The sequence below is a fragment of the Georgenia sp. Marseille-Q6866 genome (genome assembly GCF_965111665.1).
In genome coordinates this window covers 244,745-261,433 of sequence record NZ_CBCOOR010000004.1, presented here as the reverse complement: position 1 = coordinate 261,433, position 16,689 = coordinate 244,745, and the positions used below count along the sequence as shown (strand labels likewise).

At 72.6% G+C, this 16,689-nt stretch carries 12 protein-coding genes and 1 pseudogene; 8 read left to right on the top strand and 5 right to left on the bottom strand.

From position 1 onward, the window contains the following. A pseudogene (locus tag ACWPXV_RS05750) lies at positions 1-207 on the bottom strand (hypothetical protein); the annotation flags it as partial. Between the two features lie 158 nt (positions 208-365). On the opposite strand from ACWPXV_RS05750, the gene ACWPXV_RS05745 reads away from it, so the two are divergent. The 8 genes from ACWPXV_RS05745 (at position 366) to ACWPXV_RS05710 (ending at position 12,293) form a co-directional block, all read left to right on the top strand. Then, complete coding sequence (locus ACWPXV_RS05745; RefSeq protein WP_454084333.1) at positions 366-1,844, top strand: LysM peptidoglycan-binding domain-containing protein; 1,479 nt, start codon at positions 366-368, stop codon at positions 1,842-1,844. A 76-nt stretch (positions 1,845-1,920) separates the two neighbouring features. Continuing rightward, entirely contained in the window at positions 1,921-3,840 is a 1,920-nt protein-coding gene (gene pknB, locus ACWPXV_RS05740; RefSeq protein ID WP_454084332.1) for a Stk1 family PASTA domain-containing Ser/Thr kinase, read from the top strand. Positions 3,841-4,009: 169 nt separating this feature from the next. Further along, positions 4,010-5,842: a ribonucleoside triphosphate reductase gene (locus ACWPXV_RS05735; protein WP_454084331.1), complete on the top strand. Its 1,833-nt coding sequence runs from the start codon at positions 4,010-4,012 to the stop codon at positions 5,840-5,842. Continuing rightward, a complete protein-coding gene (locus tag ACWPXV_RS05730; RefSeq protein WP_454084330.1) occupies positions 5,839-6,597 on the top strand; it encodes an anaerobic ribonucleoside-triphosphate reductase activating protein in 759 nt (252 codons plus the stop codon). Before ACWPXV_RS05735 ends, ACWPXV_RS05730 begins: the two co-directional genes overlap by 4 nt. A gap of 158 nt (positions 6,598-6,755) precedes the next feature. Next, positions 6,756-9,023, top strand: coding sequence for an HAD-IB family hydrolase (locus ACWPXV_RS05725; protein ID WP_454084329.1), 2,268 nt, complete (start codon positions 6,756-6,758; stop codon positions 9,021-9,023). Next, positions 9,020-9,841 (top strand): SDR family NAD(P)-dependent oxidoreductase, encoded by an 822-nt coding sequence (locus ACWPXV_RS05720; protein ID WP_454084328.1) that lies wholly within the window; start codon positions 9,020-9,022, stop codon positions 9,839-9,841. The genes ACWPXV_RS05725 and ACWPXV_RS05720 overlap by 4 nt, the downstream gene beginning before the upstream one ends. Next, a complete protein-coding gene (locus ACWPXV_RS05715) occupies positions 9,838-10,608 on the top strand; it encodes a lysophospholipid acyltransferase family protein (RefSeq protein WP_454084327.1) in 771 nt (256 codons plus the stop codon). Before ACWPXV_RS05720 ends, ACWPXV_RS05715 begins: the two co-directional genes overlap by 4 nt. Then, positions 10,605-12,293: an FAD-binding oxidoreductase gene (locus tag ACWPXV_RS05710; protein ID WP_454084326.1), complete on the top strand. Its 1,689-nt coding sequence runs from the start codon at positions 10,605-10,607 to the stop codon at positions 12,291-12,293. The genes ACWPXV_RS05715 and ACWPXV_RS05710 overlap by 4 nt, the downstream gene beginning before the upstream one ends. Before the next feature lie 95 nt (positions 12,294-12,388). Here the strand turns inward: ACWPXV_RS05710 and ACWPXV_RS05705 are convergent, their stop codons facing one another. From ACWPXV_RS05705 to ACWPXV_RS05690, 4 genes are all read right to left on the bottom strand, one after another. Then, positions 12,389-12,910 carry a molybdopterin-dependent oxidoreductase gene (locus ACWPXV_RS05705; protein ID WP_454084340.1) on the bottom strand — a complete coding sequence of 174 codons (522 nt, stop codon included), beginning with the start codon at positions 12,908-12,910 and terminating at the stop codon, positions 12,389-12,391. Between the two features lie 103 nt (positions 12,911-13,013). Next, positions 13,014-14,366 (bottom strand): class II 3-deoxy-7-phosphoheptulonate synthase, encoded by a 1,353-nt coding sequence (locus ACWPXV_RS05700; protein WP_454084325.1) that lies wholly within the window; start codon positions 14,364-14,366, stop codon positions 13,014-13,016. Between the two features lie 91 nt (positions 14,367-14,457). Continuing rightward, on the bottom strand, positions 14,458-15,687 hold the full coding sequence (locus tag ACWPXV_RS05695; RefSeq protein ID WP_454084324.1) for a pyrophosphate--fructose-6-phosphate 1-phosphotransferase: 1,230 nt from the start codon (positions 15,685-15,687) through the stop codon (positions 14,458-14,460). Between the two features lie 108 nt (positions 15,688-15,795). Next, on the bottom strand, positions 15,796-16,674 hold the full coding sequence (locus tag ACWPXV_RS05690) for a lysophospholipid acyltransferase family protein (protein ID WP_454084323.1): 879 nt from the start codon (positions 16,672-16,674) through the stop codon (positions 15,796-15,798). Positions 16,675-16,689: the final 15 nt, after the last annotated feature.

The window sequence follows — 16,689 nt, the reverse complement described above, 5'->3', positions numbered from 1 at the left end:
GCGCAGCGAGGGCACCGGCCCGGGCTGCGCGGCGCCGTCCTCCGCGGTGACGATGAAGTCGCGCGGGACGAGGAAGGGCCCCTCCGCCTGCGGGCGCGTGCCGGCCAGGTGGTGGTCGCGCAGGAGGTCCCGGACGTCGCGCAGCCGCACGTCGAGAATCTCGGCGACCTCGGGCAGGGAGCACCAGCGAGGGTCTGAGTCGGTCATCCCGGCAGCCTACTGAGCCCTGGAGGCCACTGCCGTCCCCCGCCTTTACGTGCCGCCTCGATAACGCTAGTGTCACAGCGTTCACACTCGCCCCACCAATAACACCAGCCACTGTGGTCCCGTGAGCGACACGCCGGGACCTGTCGCGGAGGACATCGATGAAGGCTCGCACTCGCACCCGGGCGCCCCGCCCCGCCGGCCGCACCGGCGTGGGCCTCGTGCTCGCGGCGACCACCGTCGCGGCGATGACCGTGCCGGCCGGCGCCGCCACCGCGGCCCCGGCCGCGCCCACCGTGGGCGCCACGGCGCTCGCGCTCACCGCGCCCGCCACCCAGCGCAGCCTGCCGACGGGCACCTACCTGGTCCGCGCCGGTGACACCGTCAGCACCATCGCCGCCCGCGCGGGCACGACCGTCTCCGCGATCGTCTCGGCCAACAACCTCAACTCCCGGGCCCTCATCAAGGTGGGACAGGTGCTGCGCCTACCGGCCGCCGGCAAGGCCGCGACCGCTGCCCCCACCCGCGCCGCCAGCTCCACCACGCACACGGTCGCAGCGGGTGACACCGTCTCTGCGCTCGCGAAGCGGTACGGCAGCACGGTCGAGAAGATCGTCTCCGCCAACCGCCTCGGCTCGCGCGCGCTCATCATCATCGGCCAGCGCCTCACCATCCCCGGCACCTCAGCGCCGGCCACCGGCGTGAGCGCCGCCCCCGCGGCGAGCCGCTCGGCCGCCCAGAGCGCGAGCACCCACGTGGTCCGCGCCGGGGACACCGTCTCGGGCATCGCCCAGCGCTACGGCACCACGGTCGAGCGCATCGCCTCCGCCAACGGCCTCAGCGACCCCGGCCTCATCCGTATCGGCCAGCGCCTCACCGTCTCGGGCGGCGGCTCCGGCTCGGCCCCCGCCGCCAAGCCCGCCGCCAGGCCGGCCACCGTCCCGGTGAGCAGCACCGCCTCCCGCACGCACGTCGTCGCGGGCGGCGACACCGTCTCGGGCCTCGCCTCGCGCTACGGCTCGACGACGTCGGCGATCATCTCCGCCAACAACCTCCCCAGCTCCGGGCTCATCTACGTCGGCCAGCGGCTCACCGTGCCCGGCCGCTCCGGTGGCGGCGCGAGCGCGGGCGGCGGCGGCAGCACGAGCGGCGGCCAGCTCGTCGGCAGCACCTTCCTCGGGCGCACCTACGCGAGCGACGTCGTGGGGGCGGCCAACACGAACAAGGCGACGCTGCTGTCGATGAGCGTCCCCTCCCGCGACCAGATGCGCGCCATGGTGCGCAGCACCGCGGTGAGCATGGGCGTGGACCCGGCGCTGGCCCTGGCCATCGCCCAGCAGGAGTCCGGCTTCGACGCCCGCGCCGTCTCCCCGGCCAACGCCGTCGGCGTCATGCAGGTCATCCCGAGCTCGGGCCAGTGGGCCTCGGACCTCGTCGGGCGCCAGCTCAACCTGCTCGACCCGCAGGACAACGTCGTCGCCGGCGTCGCGATCCTGCGCCAGCTCGTCCGCACCGCCGACAGCTTCGACCAGGCCGTCGCCGGGTACTACCAGGGCCTGGCCGGGGTCAAGCGCAACGGCATGTACGCCGACACCCGCAACTACGTCGCGGGCATCAAGAACCTCATGCGGCAGTTCTGACGGAGCACGACGACGCGGCCCGCCTCACCGGTCCCCTTACCGGTCGGGGCGGGCCCGCCGCTCTAGACTCGGCCCCGTGCAGCGCACCGTGAGCGACCCGATGCTCGGCCGTCTCGTCGACGGCCGGTACGAGGTGCGTGCCCGCATCGCACGGGGCGGGATGGCCACCGTCTACCGGGCGCTGGACCGGCGCCTGGACCGCACCGTGGCCCTCAAGGCCATGCACCCGCACCTGGCGGAGAGCGCGGACTTCGTCGCCCGCTTCCGCCGCGAGGCACGGTCGGCCGCCCGGCTCAACCACCCCGGGATCGTCGCGATCTACGACCAGGGCCTGGCCGACGACACGAGCTACCTCACGATGGAGCTCATCGAGGGCCACAACCTGCGCACCGAGCTGCGCCGGCAGGGTGCCCTGCCGCTCGGCCGCGCGCTCGACGTCGTCGACGGCGTGCTCGACGCCCTCGCCTGCGCGCACCGCGCCGGCGTGGTCCACCGCGACGTCAAGCCGGAGAACGTCCTCCTCGAGCGTGACGGGCGCCCCAAGGTCACCGACTTCGGCCTCGCACGCGCCGTCACCGAGGCCACGGCCGCCTCGACCGGCACCGTGCTCGGCACCGTCGCGTACCTCGCCCCCGAGATCGTCACCTCCGGGGTCGCGGACGCGCGCGCCGACGTCTACGCCGTCGGGATCGTCCTGTTCGAGCTCATCACCGGCGCCCAGCCCTTCGTCGCCGACCAGCCGATCCGGGTGGCCTTCCAGCACGTCAACGACGGCGTGCCGCGGCCCTCCACCCGGGTCGAGTGGCTCCCGGCGGAGGTGGACGAGCTCGTCGCCGCCCTCACCGCGCGGGACGCCGAGGACCGGCCGACCGACGCCGACGGCGCCCTCGCGCTCCTGCGCCGCACCCGTGCCGCCCTGGACGAGGCCACCCTCGCCCGCCGCGCGGACGTGGCCCCCGCCGTCGAGGGAGAGGACGCCGAGGCGGCGGGCGGCTCCCCCACCGACGTCACGCCGCTGCCCGCCGGCACGGTCGCCCTGCCGATCGGCGCGATCCACGCCGGCGCCCCCGACCCCGGACCCGCCGGGCCGGCCCGTCGCCGCCGTCGTCGCCGGGTCTTCGCGCTCACCATGGTGCTGGCCCTGCTCGCCCTCGCCGGCGGCGGCTCGTGGTGGTGGTTCACCCACGGGCCCGGCGCCTACGTCACCGTGCCCGAGGTCGTCGGGCTGCCCGAGGACGACGCCGTCGCCGTGCTCAGCGAGGCGGGTATCGACCTCACCGTCGAGCGCGAGCACCACGACACCGTGCCCGAGGACGAGGTGGTCTCCGCCGACCCCGCCCCGGGCGACCGCGTGCGCACCGACGGCACCGTCGTCCTCCACGTCTCCCGCGGCATCCTCATGGTCGAGGTGCCCGAGCTCGTCGGCCTCACGCAGGACGAGGCGACCACCGTGCTGGAGGAGGCGCAGCTGGGCGTCGGCGAGGTCGAGACCCCGTACGACGCCGACGTCCCCGAGGGCGAGGTGATGTCCGCGAGCCAGGAGGCCGGGGAGGTCATCCCCTACGACCAGCCCGTGGACCTCGTCGTGTCCGCCGGCCGGGAGCCGGTCGAGCTCGTCTCCGTGGTCGGTGCCGACACCGACACCGCCGTGTCCGACCTCGAGAACGCCGGCCTGAGCGCCGTCGTCGAGGAGGACCACCACCCCGACGTGCCGGCCGGCCGGGTCGTGAGCCAGAGCCCCGAGCCGGGCGAGGACGTCCAGCTCTACCGTGGCGACGAGGTGACCATCACGGTCTCCCTCGGCCCGCAGCCGGTCGAGCTCCCCGACCTCATCGGCCGCCAGGTGGGTGCCGCCACCGACGAGCTCGAGGCCGCGGGCTTCGTCGTCGAGGTCGAGCGGGTGCTCGGCGGGATCTTCGGGACCGTGCGCAGCATGTCGCCGGACGCGGGCGAGCTCGCGGTGCCGGGCACGACCGTCACCCTCACCGTCGTCTGACGCCTCCTGGTGCCGGGACCATGGTCCCATGACGGTCGCCTTCGTCCCGTTGGACCACTACATCTTGTGGCCCTCGGCGCGACTCACCCCAACACCTGGCGGGTCCTCCATCGCGCGCCGGCTCTAGCGTCTGTCCTGCCACAGACCGCACGAGCCTCGGGAGAAGCCCATGGACCACCGCCCCACCCACGTCGACCCGGTCACCACCGTCGAGGAGTACCTGGACCGCAGCGACTGGCGGGTCAACGCCAACGCCAACCAGGGCTACTCCCTGGGCGGGATGATGCTCAACACCTCGGGCAAGGTCGTGGCCAACTACTGGCTCGACCGCGTCTACTCGCCCGAGGCGGGCCGCGCCCACCGCGAGGGCGACCTCCACATCCACGACCTCGACATGTTCGCCGGCTACTGCGCGGGCTGGTCCCTGCGCCGGCTCCTCGAGGAGGGCCTCAACGGCGTCCCCGGAGCCATCTCCGCCGCGCCCGCCCGCCACCTCTCCTCCGCCGTCGGGCAGGTCGTCAACTTCCTCGGGACCCTGCAGAACGAGTGGGCCGGAGCGCAGGCCTTCAGCTCCTTCGACACCTACATGGCACCCTTCGTCCGGCTCGACGACATGACCTACGACCAGGTCAAGCAGTGCGTGCAGGAGCTCGTGTACAACCTCAACGTCCCCTCCCGCTGGGGCACCCAGACCCCCTTCACCAACCTCACCTTCGACTGGACCTGCCCGGCCGACCTGCGCGAGCAGGTGCCGCTCATCGGCGGGGAGCCCTGCGACTTCACCTACGGCGAGCTCCAGCACGAGATGGACCTCGTCAACCGCGCCTACATGGAGGTGATGACCGAGGGGGACGCGAACGGGCAGGTCTTCACCTTCCCGATCCCCACGTACAACATCACCAAGGACTTCGACTGGGACGCGGAGAACACCGAGCGGCTCTTCGCGATGACCGCGAAGTACGGGCTTCCCTACTTCCAGAACTTCATCAGCTCCGACCTCGACCCGGGCATGATCCGCTCGATGTGCTGCCGGCTGCAGCTCGACCTGCGCGAGCTCCTCAAGCGCGGCAACGGCCTGTTCGGCTCGGCGGAGCAGACCGGCTCGCTCGGCGTCGTCACCGTCAACATGGCCCGCCTCGGCTACGTCCACGCCCACGACGAGGCCGGGCTCGTGCGCCGCCTGGACGAGCTCATGGACATCGCCCGCGACACCCTCGAGCTCAAGCGCATCGTCATCCAGCAGCACATCGACGGCGGCCTGTTCCCCTGGACCCGTCGCTACCTCGGGACGCTGGAGAACCACTTCTCGACCATCGGCGTCAACGGCATGAACGAGATGGTCCGCAACTTCACCCTCGGCGAGTACGACCTCACCGACCCGCGGGGGCACGCGCTGTGCGCCCGTCTCCTCGACCACGTGCGCGAGCGGATGGTCGAGTACCAGGAGGCCACCGGGCACCTGTACAACCTCGAGGCGACGCCGGCCGAGGGCACGACCTACCGCTTCGCCAAGGAGGACCGCAAGCGCTTCCCCGGCATCCTCCAGGCCGGCACCGACGCCAACCCCTACTACACGAACTCCTCCCAGCTGCCGGTCGGCTTCACCGACGACCCCTTCGAGGCGCTCGAGCGGCAGGAGGAGCTGCAGGGGAAGTACACCGGCGGCACGGTCCTGCACCTGTACATGAGCGAGCGGATCTCCTCGGCGCAGGCGTGCAAGGAGCTCGTCCGCCGGGCGCTGGAGAGCTTCCGCCTGCCCTACATCACCATCACCCCGACCTTCTCGGTGTGCCCGAACCACGGCTACCTCTCCGGTGAGCACCACACCTGCCCGCGCTGCGCCGTCGAGCGCGAGGAGCCGGTGGCCTGCGAGGTGTGGACCCGCGTCATGGGCTACTTCCGGCCCGTCAGCTCCTTCAACATCGGCAAGAAGGGCGAGCACGCCGAACGGGAGCTCTTCACCGAGCAGGCCGCCGCCTCCTCCCCCGTCGTGGCGCCGTGACCGCCGTCGCGGCGGGCCGGCCGCCCGCACCGGCCCGCGCCGACGACCTCCAGGTGGCTGGCATGACGCCGCTGTCGACGGTCGACTGGCCCGGACGGCTCGCCGCGACGGTCTTCTGCCAGGGCTGCCCCTGGGACTGCTCCTACTGCCACAACCCGGCGCTCATCGCGCCGCGCACCCCCGGCACGCTGCCCTGGGCGGACGTGCTCGCCTTCCTCCGCCGACGACGGCGCCTCCTGGACGCCGTCGTCATGTCCGGCGGGGAGGCCACCCGGCAGGGCGCGCTCCTCCCGGCCGTCCGCGAGGTGCGCGGGCTGGGGTTCGCCGTCGGCCTGCACACCGCGGGCCCCTACCCGCGGCGGCTGGCCGCGGTGCTGGGTGACGTCGACTGGGTGGGCCTGGACCTCAAGGCGCTGCCCGCGGACTACGACGACGTCGTGCGGCGGCCCGGCTCCGGCCACCTCGCGTGGGAGTGCCTCGACCTGCTCGTCGCGTCGGGCGTCGACCACGAGGTGCGCACGACCGTCGTGCCCGGCTCCCCCGCCGCCCGCCACGCCGTCGAGATCGCCCGGCGCGCACGCGACGCCGGTGCCCTCGCCTTCGCCCTCCAGGTGGTCCGCACCGCCGGCACGCGCCCGGAGTTCGCCGCCGCGCACACGTCGGCCGACCACCGCGCCTGGCAGGAGGAGGTGGCAACCCTCGACGAGCAGATCGGCGCGCTCGGCCTGCCGCACTACGAGCTGCGCCCCGCCTGATCCGCCCCGACGAACCGCATATGCGGGAAAGCCGCGGTCCTCGCGGGCGAACGGCTGCAGGGATCCCGCATATGACGGGTGGTGGTGGAGGTGGCCGGGCGGCACGCGGGACCGGAGGGAGTTCTGGACTCGGGGCCCTCGGCTATAGAGTTCGGCAAATGCACTCACCGTTGGAGCACGCGCACGTCCTCGTCACGGGCGCCACCGGCTTCGTCGGCCAGGCCGTCGTCGAGAAGCTGCTCGCCGCCTACCCGACAACCCGTGTCAGCATCCTCGTCCGCCCCCGGGGCGACCTCAGCGCCCAGCGCCGCGCGGAGAAGCTCCTGCGCAAGCCGGTCTTCCGCAGCTGGCGCGACTCGGTCGGCGAGGAGAACGCGCTGGCCGCGTTCACCGAGCGGGTCACCGTCATCCCCGGCGACCTCGAGGACGTCCCCGAGCTGCCCGACGACCTCGACGTCGTCGTCCACTCCGCCTCGAGCGTGTCCTTCGACCTGCCCGTGGACGAGGCCTTCGCCGCCAACGTCGCCGGGCCGGTCAACCTCTACGAGCGGCTCCTCGCCACCGGGACCGACCCGCATGTCGTCCACGTCTCGACGAGCTACGTCGCCGGCCTGCGCAAGGGCGTGGCCGAGGAGCGCAGCCTCGACCACGAGGTCGACTACCGCACCGAGCTCCGCTCGGCCCTCGCCGCCCGGCAGACGGCCGAGGAGGCCTCCCGCCGTCCCGAGGTTCTCGAGCCGCTGCTGCGCCAGGCCGACGCCGACCACCGCCGCGCCGGGCCCCGCGCCGTCTCCCAGGCCGCCGAGGCCGCCCGCTCCGCGTGGGTCCGCGAGGAGCTCGTCCACCACGCCCGCACCCGCGCCGAGTCCCTCGGCTGGCCCGACGTCTACACCTTCACCAAGGCGATGGGCGAGCGGGTCGCGGAGACCCTCTGGCAGGGCGGCGGCCACCGCCTGTCGGTCGTGCGCCCCACGATCATCGAGTCCTCCTTCCGCCACCCCTACCCTGGCTGGATCGACGGCTTCAAGGTCGCCGACCCCCTCATCGCCGCCTACGGGCGCGGCATGCTCCCGGAGTTCCCCGCGCTGGCGGACACGGTCCTCGACGTCATCCCCGTCGACTTCGTCGTCAACGCGATCCTCGCCGCAGCCGCCGCACCGCCGCAGACGGGTGAGGCCAACTACTTCCAGGTCTCCTCGGGGATCACCAACCCGCTGCGCTTCGGCAAGCTCTACGAGTACGTCCGCGAGTACTTCTCCGCCAACCCGCTCAAGGACTCCAGCGGCTCCCACGTCTCGGTCCCCTCGTGGTCCTTCCCCCACCGCGGCGCCGTCGAGCGCGCGGTGCGCCGCCGGGAGAAGGCCGTGGAGATCGCCGACCGCGCCGTCGGGCGCCTGCCCGCCCGCGCCCGCACCCGCGAATGGATGTCCACGCTGTACAAGGCGCGCCGCGACATCAACACGCTGCGCAAGTTCACCGCGCTCTACCAGCCGTACACGCAGATCGAGGTCATCTTCGACGACGCCCGCACCCGGGCGCTGCACGCCTCCCTGCCTCCGGAGCGGCAGGTCGAGCACGGCTTCGACGTCACCGCGATCGACTGGCGCCACTACCTCCAGGACGTCCACATCCCCGGGGTGCCCGGGCTCATGCGCGGGGAGCGGCCCAAGGCCGCGACGCCGCGGGTGACCGAGCTGCCCGAGCGCAGCGACGTCGTCGCCGTCTTCGACCTCCAGCGCACCGTCATCGCCGCGACCCTCGTCGAGCAGTACCTGTGGGTCGAGCTCGCCACGCAGCCGCCCTCCGGCTGGCCCAAGGCGCTGAGCAACCTCGTCGCCCTCGGCCCGCGCTACCTCCAGGCCGAGATGCGCGACCGCGGTGACTTCATCCGCACGTTCATGCGCCGCTACGCCGGCACCCACGAGACCGAGCTGCGGGCCGCGATCGCGGAGCGCGTCCAGGACTCCCTGCGCCGTGACGTCCTCGTCGAGGCCGTCCGGCAGATCCGCGCGCACCGCGCCGCCGGCCACCGCACCGTCCTCGTCACCGGGGAGATCGACGTCTTCGTCGAGCCGCTCGCCCCGCTCTTCGACGTCGTCGTCGCGGGACAGATGGAGAAGGACGACGACGGCCGCTGGACCGGCCACCTCCTCGCCTCCCCGCTGGTCGGGGAGTCGCGGGCCACCTGGCTGACGCGCTACGCCCGCGACGAGGACCTGGACCTGTCCGCGTCCTACGCCTACGGCGACAGCTACGCCGACCGCCCCTGGCTCGAGGTCGTCGGCAACCCCCGTGTGGTCAACCCCGACGCCCAGCTCTACCGTTACGCACGTGCCCAGCGCTGGCCCGTCCTCTCGTGGACGACGACGGTCGAGGGCCGGGTGGCACCCGTCCTGCGCAGCCTCAAGGAGGGCGTCCAGCGATGACGACCAGTCCCCGGCGCCCGCTCTCGGCGCCCGCCGAGTCCTCCGTCCTGGGCGGGCGGGCGCTCGTCACCGGCGGCACCTCCGGCCTCGGGCTCGAGTTCGCCCGCGCGCTGGCCGCCCGGGGCCTGTCGCTCGTGCTCGTCGCCCGGAACCAGGAACGTCTGGAGAAGACGGCCGAGCAGCTGCGGTGGCGCTACGGTGTCGAGGTGGAGACGCTCGTGGCCGACCTGGCGGCGCGCGACGACGTGGACGCCGTCGCGGCGCGGCTCCTCGACGCGGACTCCCCCGTCGACGTCCTCGTCAACAACGCCGGCCACGGCGTGCACGTGCCCCTCCTCGCGGAGGACCTCACCGAGGTCGAGCGGTCGCTGGACGTCATGGTCCGCGCCGTCCTCGTCCTCGGCAACGCCGCGGGCCGCGCGATGGTCACCCGGGGGCGCGGCGTCATCGTCAACGTCGCCTCGGTGGCCGGGCTCGTCCCCATGGGCGCCTACTCGGCGATCAAGTCCTGGGTGGGGACCTACTCCGAGTCCCTGTCCCTCGAGCTCGCCGGGACCGGCGTCCAGGCCACCGCCCTCGTGCCGGGCTGGGTGCGCACCGAGTTCCACGAGCGGGCGAAGATCCGCACGAGCGCCATCCCCGGCTTCCTCTGGCTCGAGGCCGACCGCGTCGTCGCCGACGCGCTGGAGGACGTCGAGAAGGGACGGGTCCGCTCGGTGCCCTCCCTCCGCTTCCGCGTCATCGCGTTCCTTGCCGCGCACGCGCCGCGGCCGCTCGTGCGGCGCGCCACCGCACTCATCCAGGGAGGTCGGTCGTGACCGAGGGGGACTCCGCACGCGGCGGCCGTGGGGGCGAAGAAGCCTCCAGCCTGAGCCGCTACCACGCCCGCTGGCACCGGGCCATGCGCTTCGTCGCGCAGCGGCTCGTGCTGCGCCCCGTGGTCTCGGCGGTGACGACGACGTCGGTCGAGGGCACCGACAACGTCGACTCGCTGCGTGGCCCCTTCGTCGTCGTCGCCAACCACTGCAGCCACCTGGACACCGGCGTCCTCGTGTCCCAGCTGCCCTACCGCCTCACCAAGCGGCTGACCGTCGGCGCCGCCGCCGACTACTTCTACTCCCGCTGGTGGGTCAAGGCACTCACCTCGCTCTTCTTCAACACCTACCCGATCGAGCGCACCGGCGGCCGCGGGCGCAACAAGGGCATGTCCCAGCGCCTGCTCAGCAGCGGCCTGCCGATCCTGCTCTTCCCGGAGGGCACGCGCAGCCGTGACGGCGTCATGCGCCCCTTCAAGCCCGGTGCGGCCGTGCTGTGCTCGACCTCCGGGGTCCCGTGCGTGCCGGTCGCGCTCCTCGGCACCCACGAGGCGATGCCGGTGGGCCGCTTCTGGCCCGTGCCCGGCCGCCCGAGCGTCCGGGTGCTCGTCGGCCGACCGATGCGGCCCCACCCCGGGGAGACGGCCCGCGAGTTCAGCGACCGCGTCGCCCAGCACATCAGCACCATGATGACCATGCAGACGCCGTACGTCGTCGGCGACTCGAGGAGGGGCGGGCCGGAGGGCCGGTCCCAGGAGGAGGCTTCGTGACGGGAGTGACACACCAGAAGTGGTGGGGCTGGGGAGTGGAGGGCATCGCCTTCAACTACCGGGACAAGCCGAAGATGGCGCCCTTCGTCCTGGACAGGATCGGGATCGACCTCTCGGCCCCGGGCACGCCCCCGCCGTCCTTCGACGACATCGACGTCCCCGCCTCCCGCCTCCCCGAGGAGCTCGCCGCCGAGCTGCGCTCCGCCCTCGGTGAGGACCACGTCGTCACCTCCGACCTCGACCGTGTCGTCCACACCTACGGCAAGGGCCTCGCCGACCTCGTCAAGATCCGCGCCGGCCACCTGCCGCGCGTGCCAGACGTCGTCGTCTACCCCGGCACCGAGGAGGAGGTGCGCGCCGTCGTCGACGCCGTCGTCGCGAGCGACGCCGTCCTCATCCCCTTCGGTGGCGGCTCGAACATCTCCGGCTCCCTCACCCCGCCCGCCGAGGAGGCCCGCCCGGTCGTCTCCCTCGACCTCGGACGCCTCAACCGCGTCCTGGAGGTCGACGAGGACGCGGGCCTGGCCCGCGTGCAGGCCGGCGTCCTGGGCCCGGACCTCGAGGAGCAGCTGACCGCCCGCGGGTGGACGATGGGCCACCAGCCCGACAGCTTCAAGCACTCGACGCTCGGCGGGTGGATCGCCACCCGCTCCTCGGGCATGCAGTCCGACAAGTACGGCGACATCGCTGACATCACGCGCGGCATGCGGGTCGTGCTGCCGGGCAAGGTCATCGCCCTGCGCCCGCTGCCGAGCACGTCCTCGGGCCCCAGCGTGCGGGAGATGATCCTCGGCTCCGAGGGGCGCCTGGGCGTCATCACCGAGGCGTGGGTGCACGTGCACCGGCTCCCGGAGAACCGCGAGATCATCGCCTACCTCTTCCCCAACTGGGGCAGCGCGGTCCAGGCCATGCACGCCATCTCGGTGTCCGACGCCCGCCCGTCCGTCACCCGCGTCTCCGACGGCAACGAGACGACGTTCTCGCTGTCGACACAGAAGGCGTCCAAGGGCGCGAAGAAGGCTGTCCAGGACGGGCTGTTCGGCTTCCTCGAGAAGCGCGGCTGGGACCTGGACAAGGCCTGCCTCAGCTACGTCGGCTACGAGGGCGGCAGCGCCCGGGTCAAGGCCGACAAGGCGACGGTCGGGAAGATCGTCCGGGAGCACGGCGGCGTCAAGCTCGGCAAGGGCCCCGGCGCGCTGTACGACCAGAAGAAGTTCGACACCCCCTACCTGCGCGACTTCCTCCTCGACATCGGCGCCCTCGCCGACGTCTCGGAGACGGCGATGCCGTGGTCCCGGCTCATGGAGGTCTACCACCTCACCGTCCGCGCGGCCCGGGACGCCTTCGACTCCCTCGGCGTGCGCGGCTACATCATGTGCCACCTCTCGCACAGCTACCACTCCGGCGCCTGCCTGTACTTCACCTTCGCCTTCGTGTCCGGGAGCCCGGACATGGAGGAGCAGCTGCGTCAGTACTGGGTGGTCAAGAGCGCGATCCAGCAGTCCTTCGTCGACAACGGCGGGACCATCTCCCACCACCACGGCGTGGGCACCGACCACACGCCGTGGCTGGAGGAGGACATCTCCGCCGCCGGCGTCGACGTCCAGGTGACCCTGCTCAAGGGCGTGGACCCGGGCCGCAACCTCAACCCCGGCACCCTCATCCCCGCCGCCCGCGAGTGGTGACAGAGTAGCCCCGCGCCCCCCAGAACCGCCGAGAGCTGAGTTGTTACCGGATCCGGTCACAACTCAGCTCTCGGCGTCTATGGGGGGAGGTGAGGTCACTCCTGGTAGGAGTAGCGCTCCTCGCGCCAGGCGTCGCCGCGCAGGTGGTAGCCGCGCTGCTCCCAGAAGCCGCGCTCGGGGGCGGCGGTGTAGTTCCAGCCGCGCACCCACTTGGGGCCCTTCCACGAGTACAGGTGCGGGATGACCAGGCGCAGCGGCGCGCCGCGCTCCTGGGTGAGGGGCACGCCGTCGTGGTGGGTGGCGAGGACGGCGCGGGCGGACATGAGGTCGTCGACCCGGATGGTGGCGCTGTAGCCGTACTCGGCGAAGACGAGGACGTCCTCGATGCCGTCCGCCGGGGGCGCGGCCTCGACCAGCGCGCGGGCCGCCACGCCGGACCACCGCTCGTCCAGCGTGCTCCACCGCGCCGAGCAGTGGAGGTCACCGAGGACCTCGACCGGTGCCATCGCGAGCACCTCGTCCAGCGAGAAGCGGTGCTCCGCGCCGTCGCGGGTCAGCCCACCGACGGCGAAGTCCCACCGGTCCGGCCGCGGGCGCGGCACCGGGCCGTAGTGCATGACCGGTGCCTCGACGACGAGGTGCTGCCCGGGCGGGACGCTCCGCTCGGGCGGAACCTCGATCGCCCCCGCCGTGCTCACCGCTCCCCCCGATCCCTGGCCATCAGCTCCCGCGGAGCATCTCCGCGACGGCGAAGGCCATCTCCAGCGACTGCTGGTGGTTGAGCCGGGGGTCGACGAGCGTCTCGTAGCGGCGGCTGAGCGCGCCCTCGTCGATCTCCTCGCCGCCGCCGAGCACCTCGGTGACGTCGTCACCGGTGAGCTCCACGTGCAGGCCACCGGGGACGGTGCCCGCCGTCTGGTGCGCCTCGAAGAAGCCGCGGACCTCGTCGAGGACCGTGTCGAAGCGGCGGGTCTTGTACCCGCTCGGCGAGGAGAAGGTGTTGCCGTGCATCGGGTCGCACACCCACGTGACGGGGCCGCTCTCCGCGGCGACGGCGGACAGCAGGCCCGGCAGGACGTCGCGGATGCGCTCGGCGCCCATGCGGGTGATGAAGGTGAGGCGCCCGGGGGTGCCCTCCGGGTTGAGCCGCTCCTGCAGGGCGAGGGCGGTCTCCGGCGTGGTCGTCGGCCCGAGCTTGACGCCGATGGGGTTGTGCACGCGGGAGAGGAGGTCGACGTGGGCGCCGTCGAGCTCACGGGTGCGCTCCCCGATCCACAGGAAGTGTCCCGAGGTGTTGTACGGGTGCCCGGTGCGCGAGTCGATGCGCGTCATCGCGCGCTCGTAGTCGAGGAGCAGCGCCTCGTGGCTGGAGTAGAAGTCCACGGTGCGCAGCGCGTCGAAGTCGGCGCCCGCGGCAGCCATGAAGCGCACCGCGCGGTCGATCTCCGCGGCCAGCTGCTCGTAGCGCTTGTACGCCGGGTTGGTGGTGAAGCCGCGGTTCCACTCGTGCACGAGCCGCAGGTCGGCGAAACCACCGCCGGTGAAGGCCCGGATGAGGTTGAGCGTCGTGGCGGACCGGTGGTAGGCGGACAGCAGCCGGTTCGGGTCCGGCACCCGCGACTCGGGGGTGAAGGCGTGCCCGTTGACGGCGTCCCCGCGGTAGGCGGGCAGCTCGACGCCCTCGCGCGTCTCCATCGTGTTGCTGCGCGGCTTGGCGTACTGCCCGGCCATCCGGCCCATCTTGATGATGGGCAGGCTTGCGCCGTAGGTGAGGACGACCGCCATCTGGAGGATGGTGCGGATCTTGTTGCGGATGTTGTCCGCCGTCGACTCCGCGAAGGTCTCGGCGCAGTCACCGCCCTGGAGGAGGAACGCCTCACCCCGGGAGGCCTTGGCCAGGTGCTCACGCAGCTGGTCGGCCTCGCCGGCGAAGACGAGCGGCGGGGAGGCGGCGAGCTCGTCGGTGACGGCGCGCAGCTCCTCGGCGCTGCGCCACTCCGGCTGCTGTGATGCAGGAAGGTCGCGCCAGTTGTCCAGCCCGCGCAGGACCGCGGGATCAGCCTCGATACTCACGGGCGTCAGGATACGGGAGGTCCGGAACGTGGAACGCCGCCGGTCCGCACCGTGGGAATCGGTGGGACCGGCGGCGCCTGGGGCGGCCGGGTCAGTGGGAGGGGTGCTCCGCCGGGGTGACGTCCTGGCCGAGGCTCGCCATGAGCTCGGTGAACCACGGCTGGGTGATGTCGAAGGCCTTGCCGCCGGCGATGCGCGGGAAGGCGATCGTCGTCAGCTCGTCGCCGTTCTCCTCGTCGTGGCCGACGACGCCGGAGACGTCCTTGAAGGCGCTGTCGACCGCGAGGTCGACCATCGACTTGATGAGCGCGATGTCCTGGTCGTTGGCCGCGGCCGAGCGGGAGAAGTAGCCCGACTTCTGGACCATGACCTTCTCGGCGCCGATGAGCTCGGCGAACTGCTTGGCGAACCACTGGCCGGGGTTGATCGTGTCGAGCTTGACGTGGCCGAAGGGGTCGCGCTGGACCTCCTCGCCCTTCGCCTCGAGCTCGGCGATGATCTCCGGCACCCCGGCGCCCTCGGAGAGGAAGATGTTGACGTTGCCGATCTCGTCCATGACGGCGCGCAGACGCTGCGCCTCGCCCTCGAGGTCGAGCTTCATCTCGGGCAGGAAGACGGCGTGGACGTCCCAGCGCTCCTTGCTCAGGCCGGCGCTCGGGTTCCACTCGGGACGCTCGGCGACCCACTGGTGGTAGTCGCGGGCGGCGGCGGCGGTGAGCCAGCCGCAGTGACGCCCCATGACCTCGTGGACGATGAGCATCCGCGGGTTGGAGCGGTGCTCGCCGATGATGTTCTGGGCGAAGCGGCTGGCCTGCTCCGCGGCGGTGTGGGCGCCGAGGGACTGGCGGATCGGGATGATGTCGTTGTCGATGGTCTTCGGCAGGCCGACGACGGCCATGTGGTAGCCGTTGTCCTCGAGGTAGGCGGCGAGGTCCGCGGCCGTCGTGTTGGTGTCGTCGCCACCGATGGTGTGGAGGACATCGACGCCGTCGGCGCGCAGCTGCTCGGCGGCGACCTTGAGCGGGTCGTCACCCTCCTTGACGAGACCACGCTCGACGAGGTTCTTGGCGTTGGTGAGCTTGACGCGACTGTTTCCGATCGGGCTGCCACCGAAGTCGTGCAGCACGCTCGCCTTGGCGCGCGCCTCGTCGTCGATGACGACCTTCGTGCCCGTCAGCAGGCCGTGGTAGCCGTACTGGTAGGCGATGATCTCCACGTCCGGCGCCACCTCGGTGTAGCGCTCGATCAGGCCTCCGACCGCGGAGGACAGGCAGGGGGCGAAGCCACCTGCGGTGAGCAGGGCGACACGGCGGACGGACATCGGCAACCTTTCGTCGGGTGGCGGCCGCGGGGCAGCGGCCGGCGAGCAGGGAGTGCTCGCGCGCGTGCCCCCAGTGTAGGTCCGTCGGCGGGGTGGGCCGGGGTCCTCCTAGCTCGTGGACGACGACGGCGGGGCGCCCGCGCCGTCCTCGTCCTCGCCGGACGCGGCCTCGGCCTCCTGGGCGGCGGCCTCGAGGAGCTCCTTGCCCTCGGCGAGCTCGCGCTCGGTGGGCTCGGGCACGCCCGTGCCCGGGACGCGGCGGCCGCCGGGGCCGGCCGGGGCGGCGGGCGCGGCGGTGGCCGGGGCCGTGCCGGAGGCGGCGCGTGCCTTGACCGAGGCGGCGTAGGCGTCGACGTACTCCTGGCCGGACAGGCGCAGGATCTCGTACATGATCTCGTCGGTGACCGAGCGCAGCACGAAGCGGTCGTCCTCGAGGCCGGCGTAGCGGCTGAAGTCGAGGGGCTTGCCGATGACGATGCCGATCGGACGCAGCCGCGGGATGCGGGTGCCGATCGGCTGGGCGATGTTCGTGCCGATCATCGCGACCGGGATGACGGGGGCGCCGGACTGGAGGGCGAGGCGGGCCACGCCGGTCTTGCCGCGGTAGAGGCGGCCGTCGGGGCTGCGGGTGCCCTCGGGGTAGATCCCGAACAGGCCCCCCTCCTCGAGGCGGCGCAGCCCGGTGCGCAGTGCGGCCTCGCTGGCGCGTCCGCCGCTGCGGTCGACCGGGATCGTCCCGACACCGCGCATGAAGCCGGCCACGAGCTTGCCCTTGACGCCGCGCCCGGTGAAGTAGTCCTGCTTGCCGAGGAAGACGACGGACCGGCGCACCATGAGCGGGAGGAAGAAGGAGTCGATGACGGCGAGGTGGTTGCTCGCGAGGATCGCCGCGCCCTCCTCGGGCACGTTCTCCGCGCCGCGGATCCACGGCTGGTAGAAGACGCGCAGCGTCGTGCCCAGCGTCGCCTTCATCAAGCCGTAGAACACTCACTACCCCTTTTG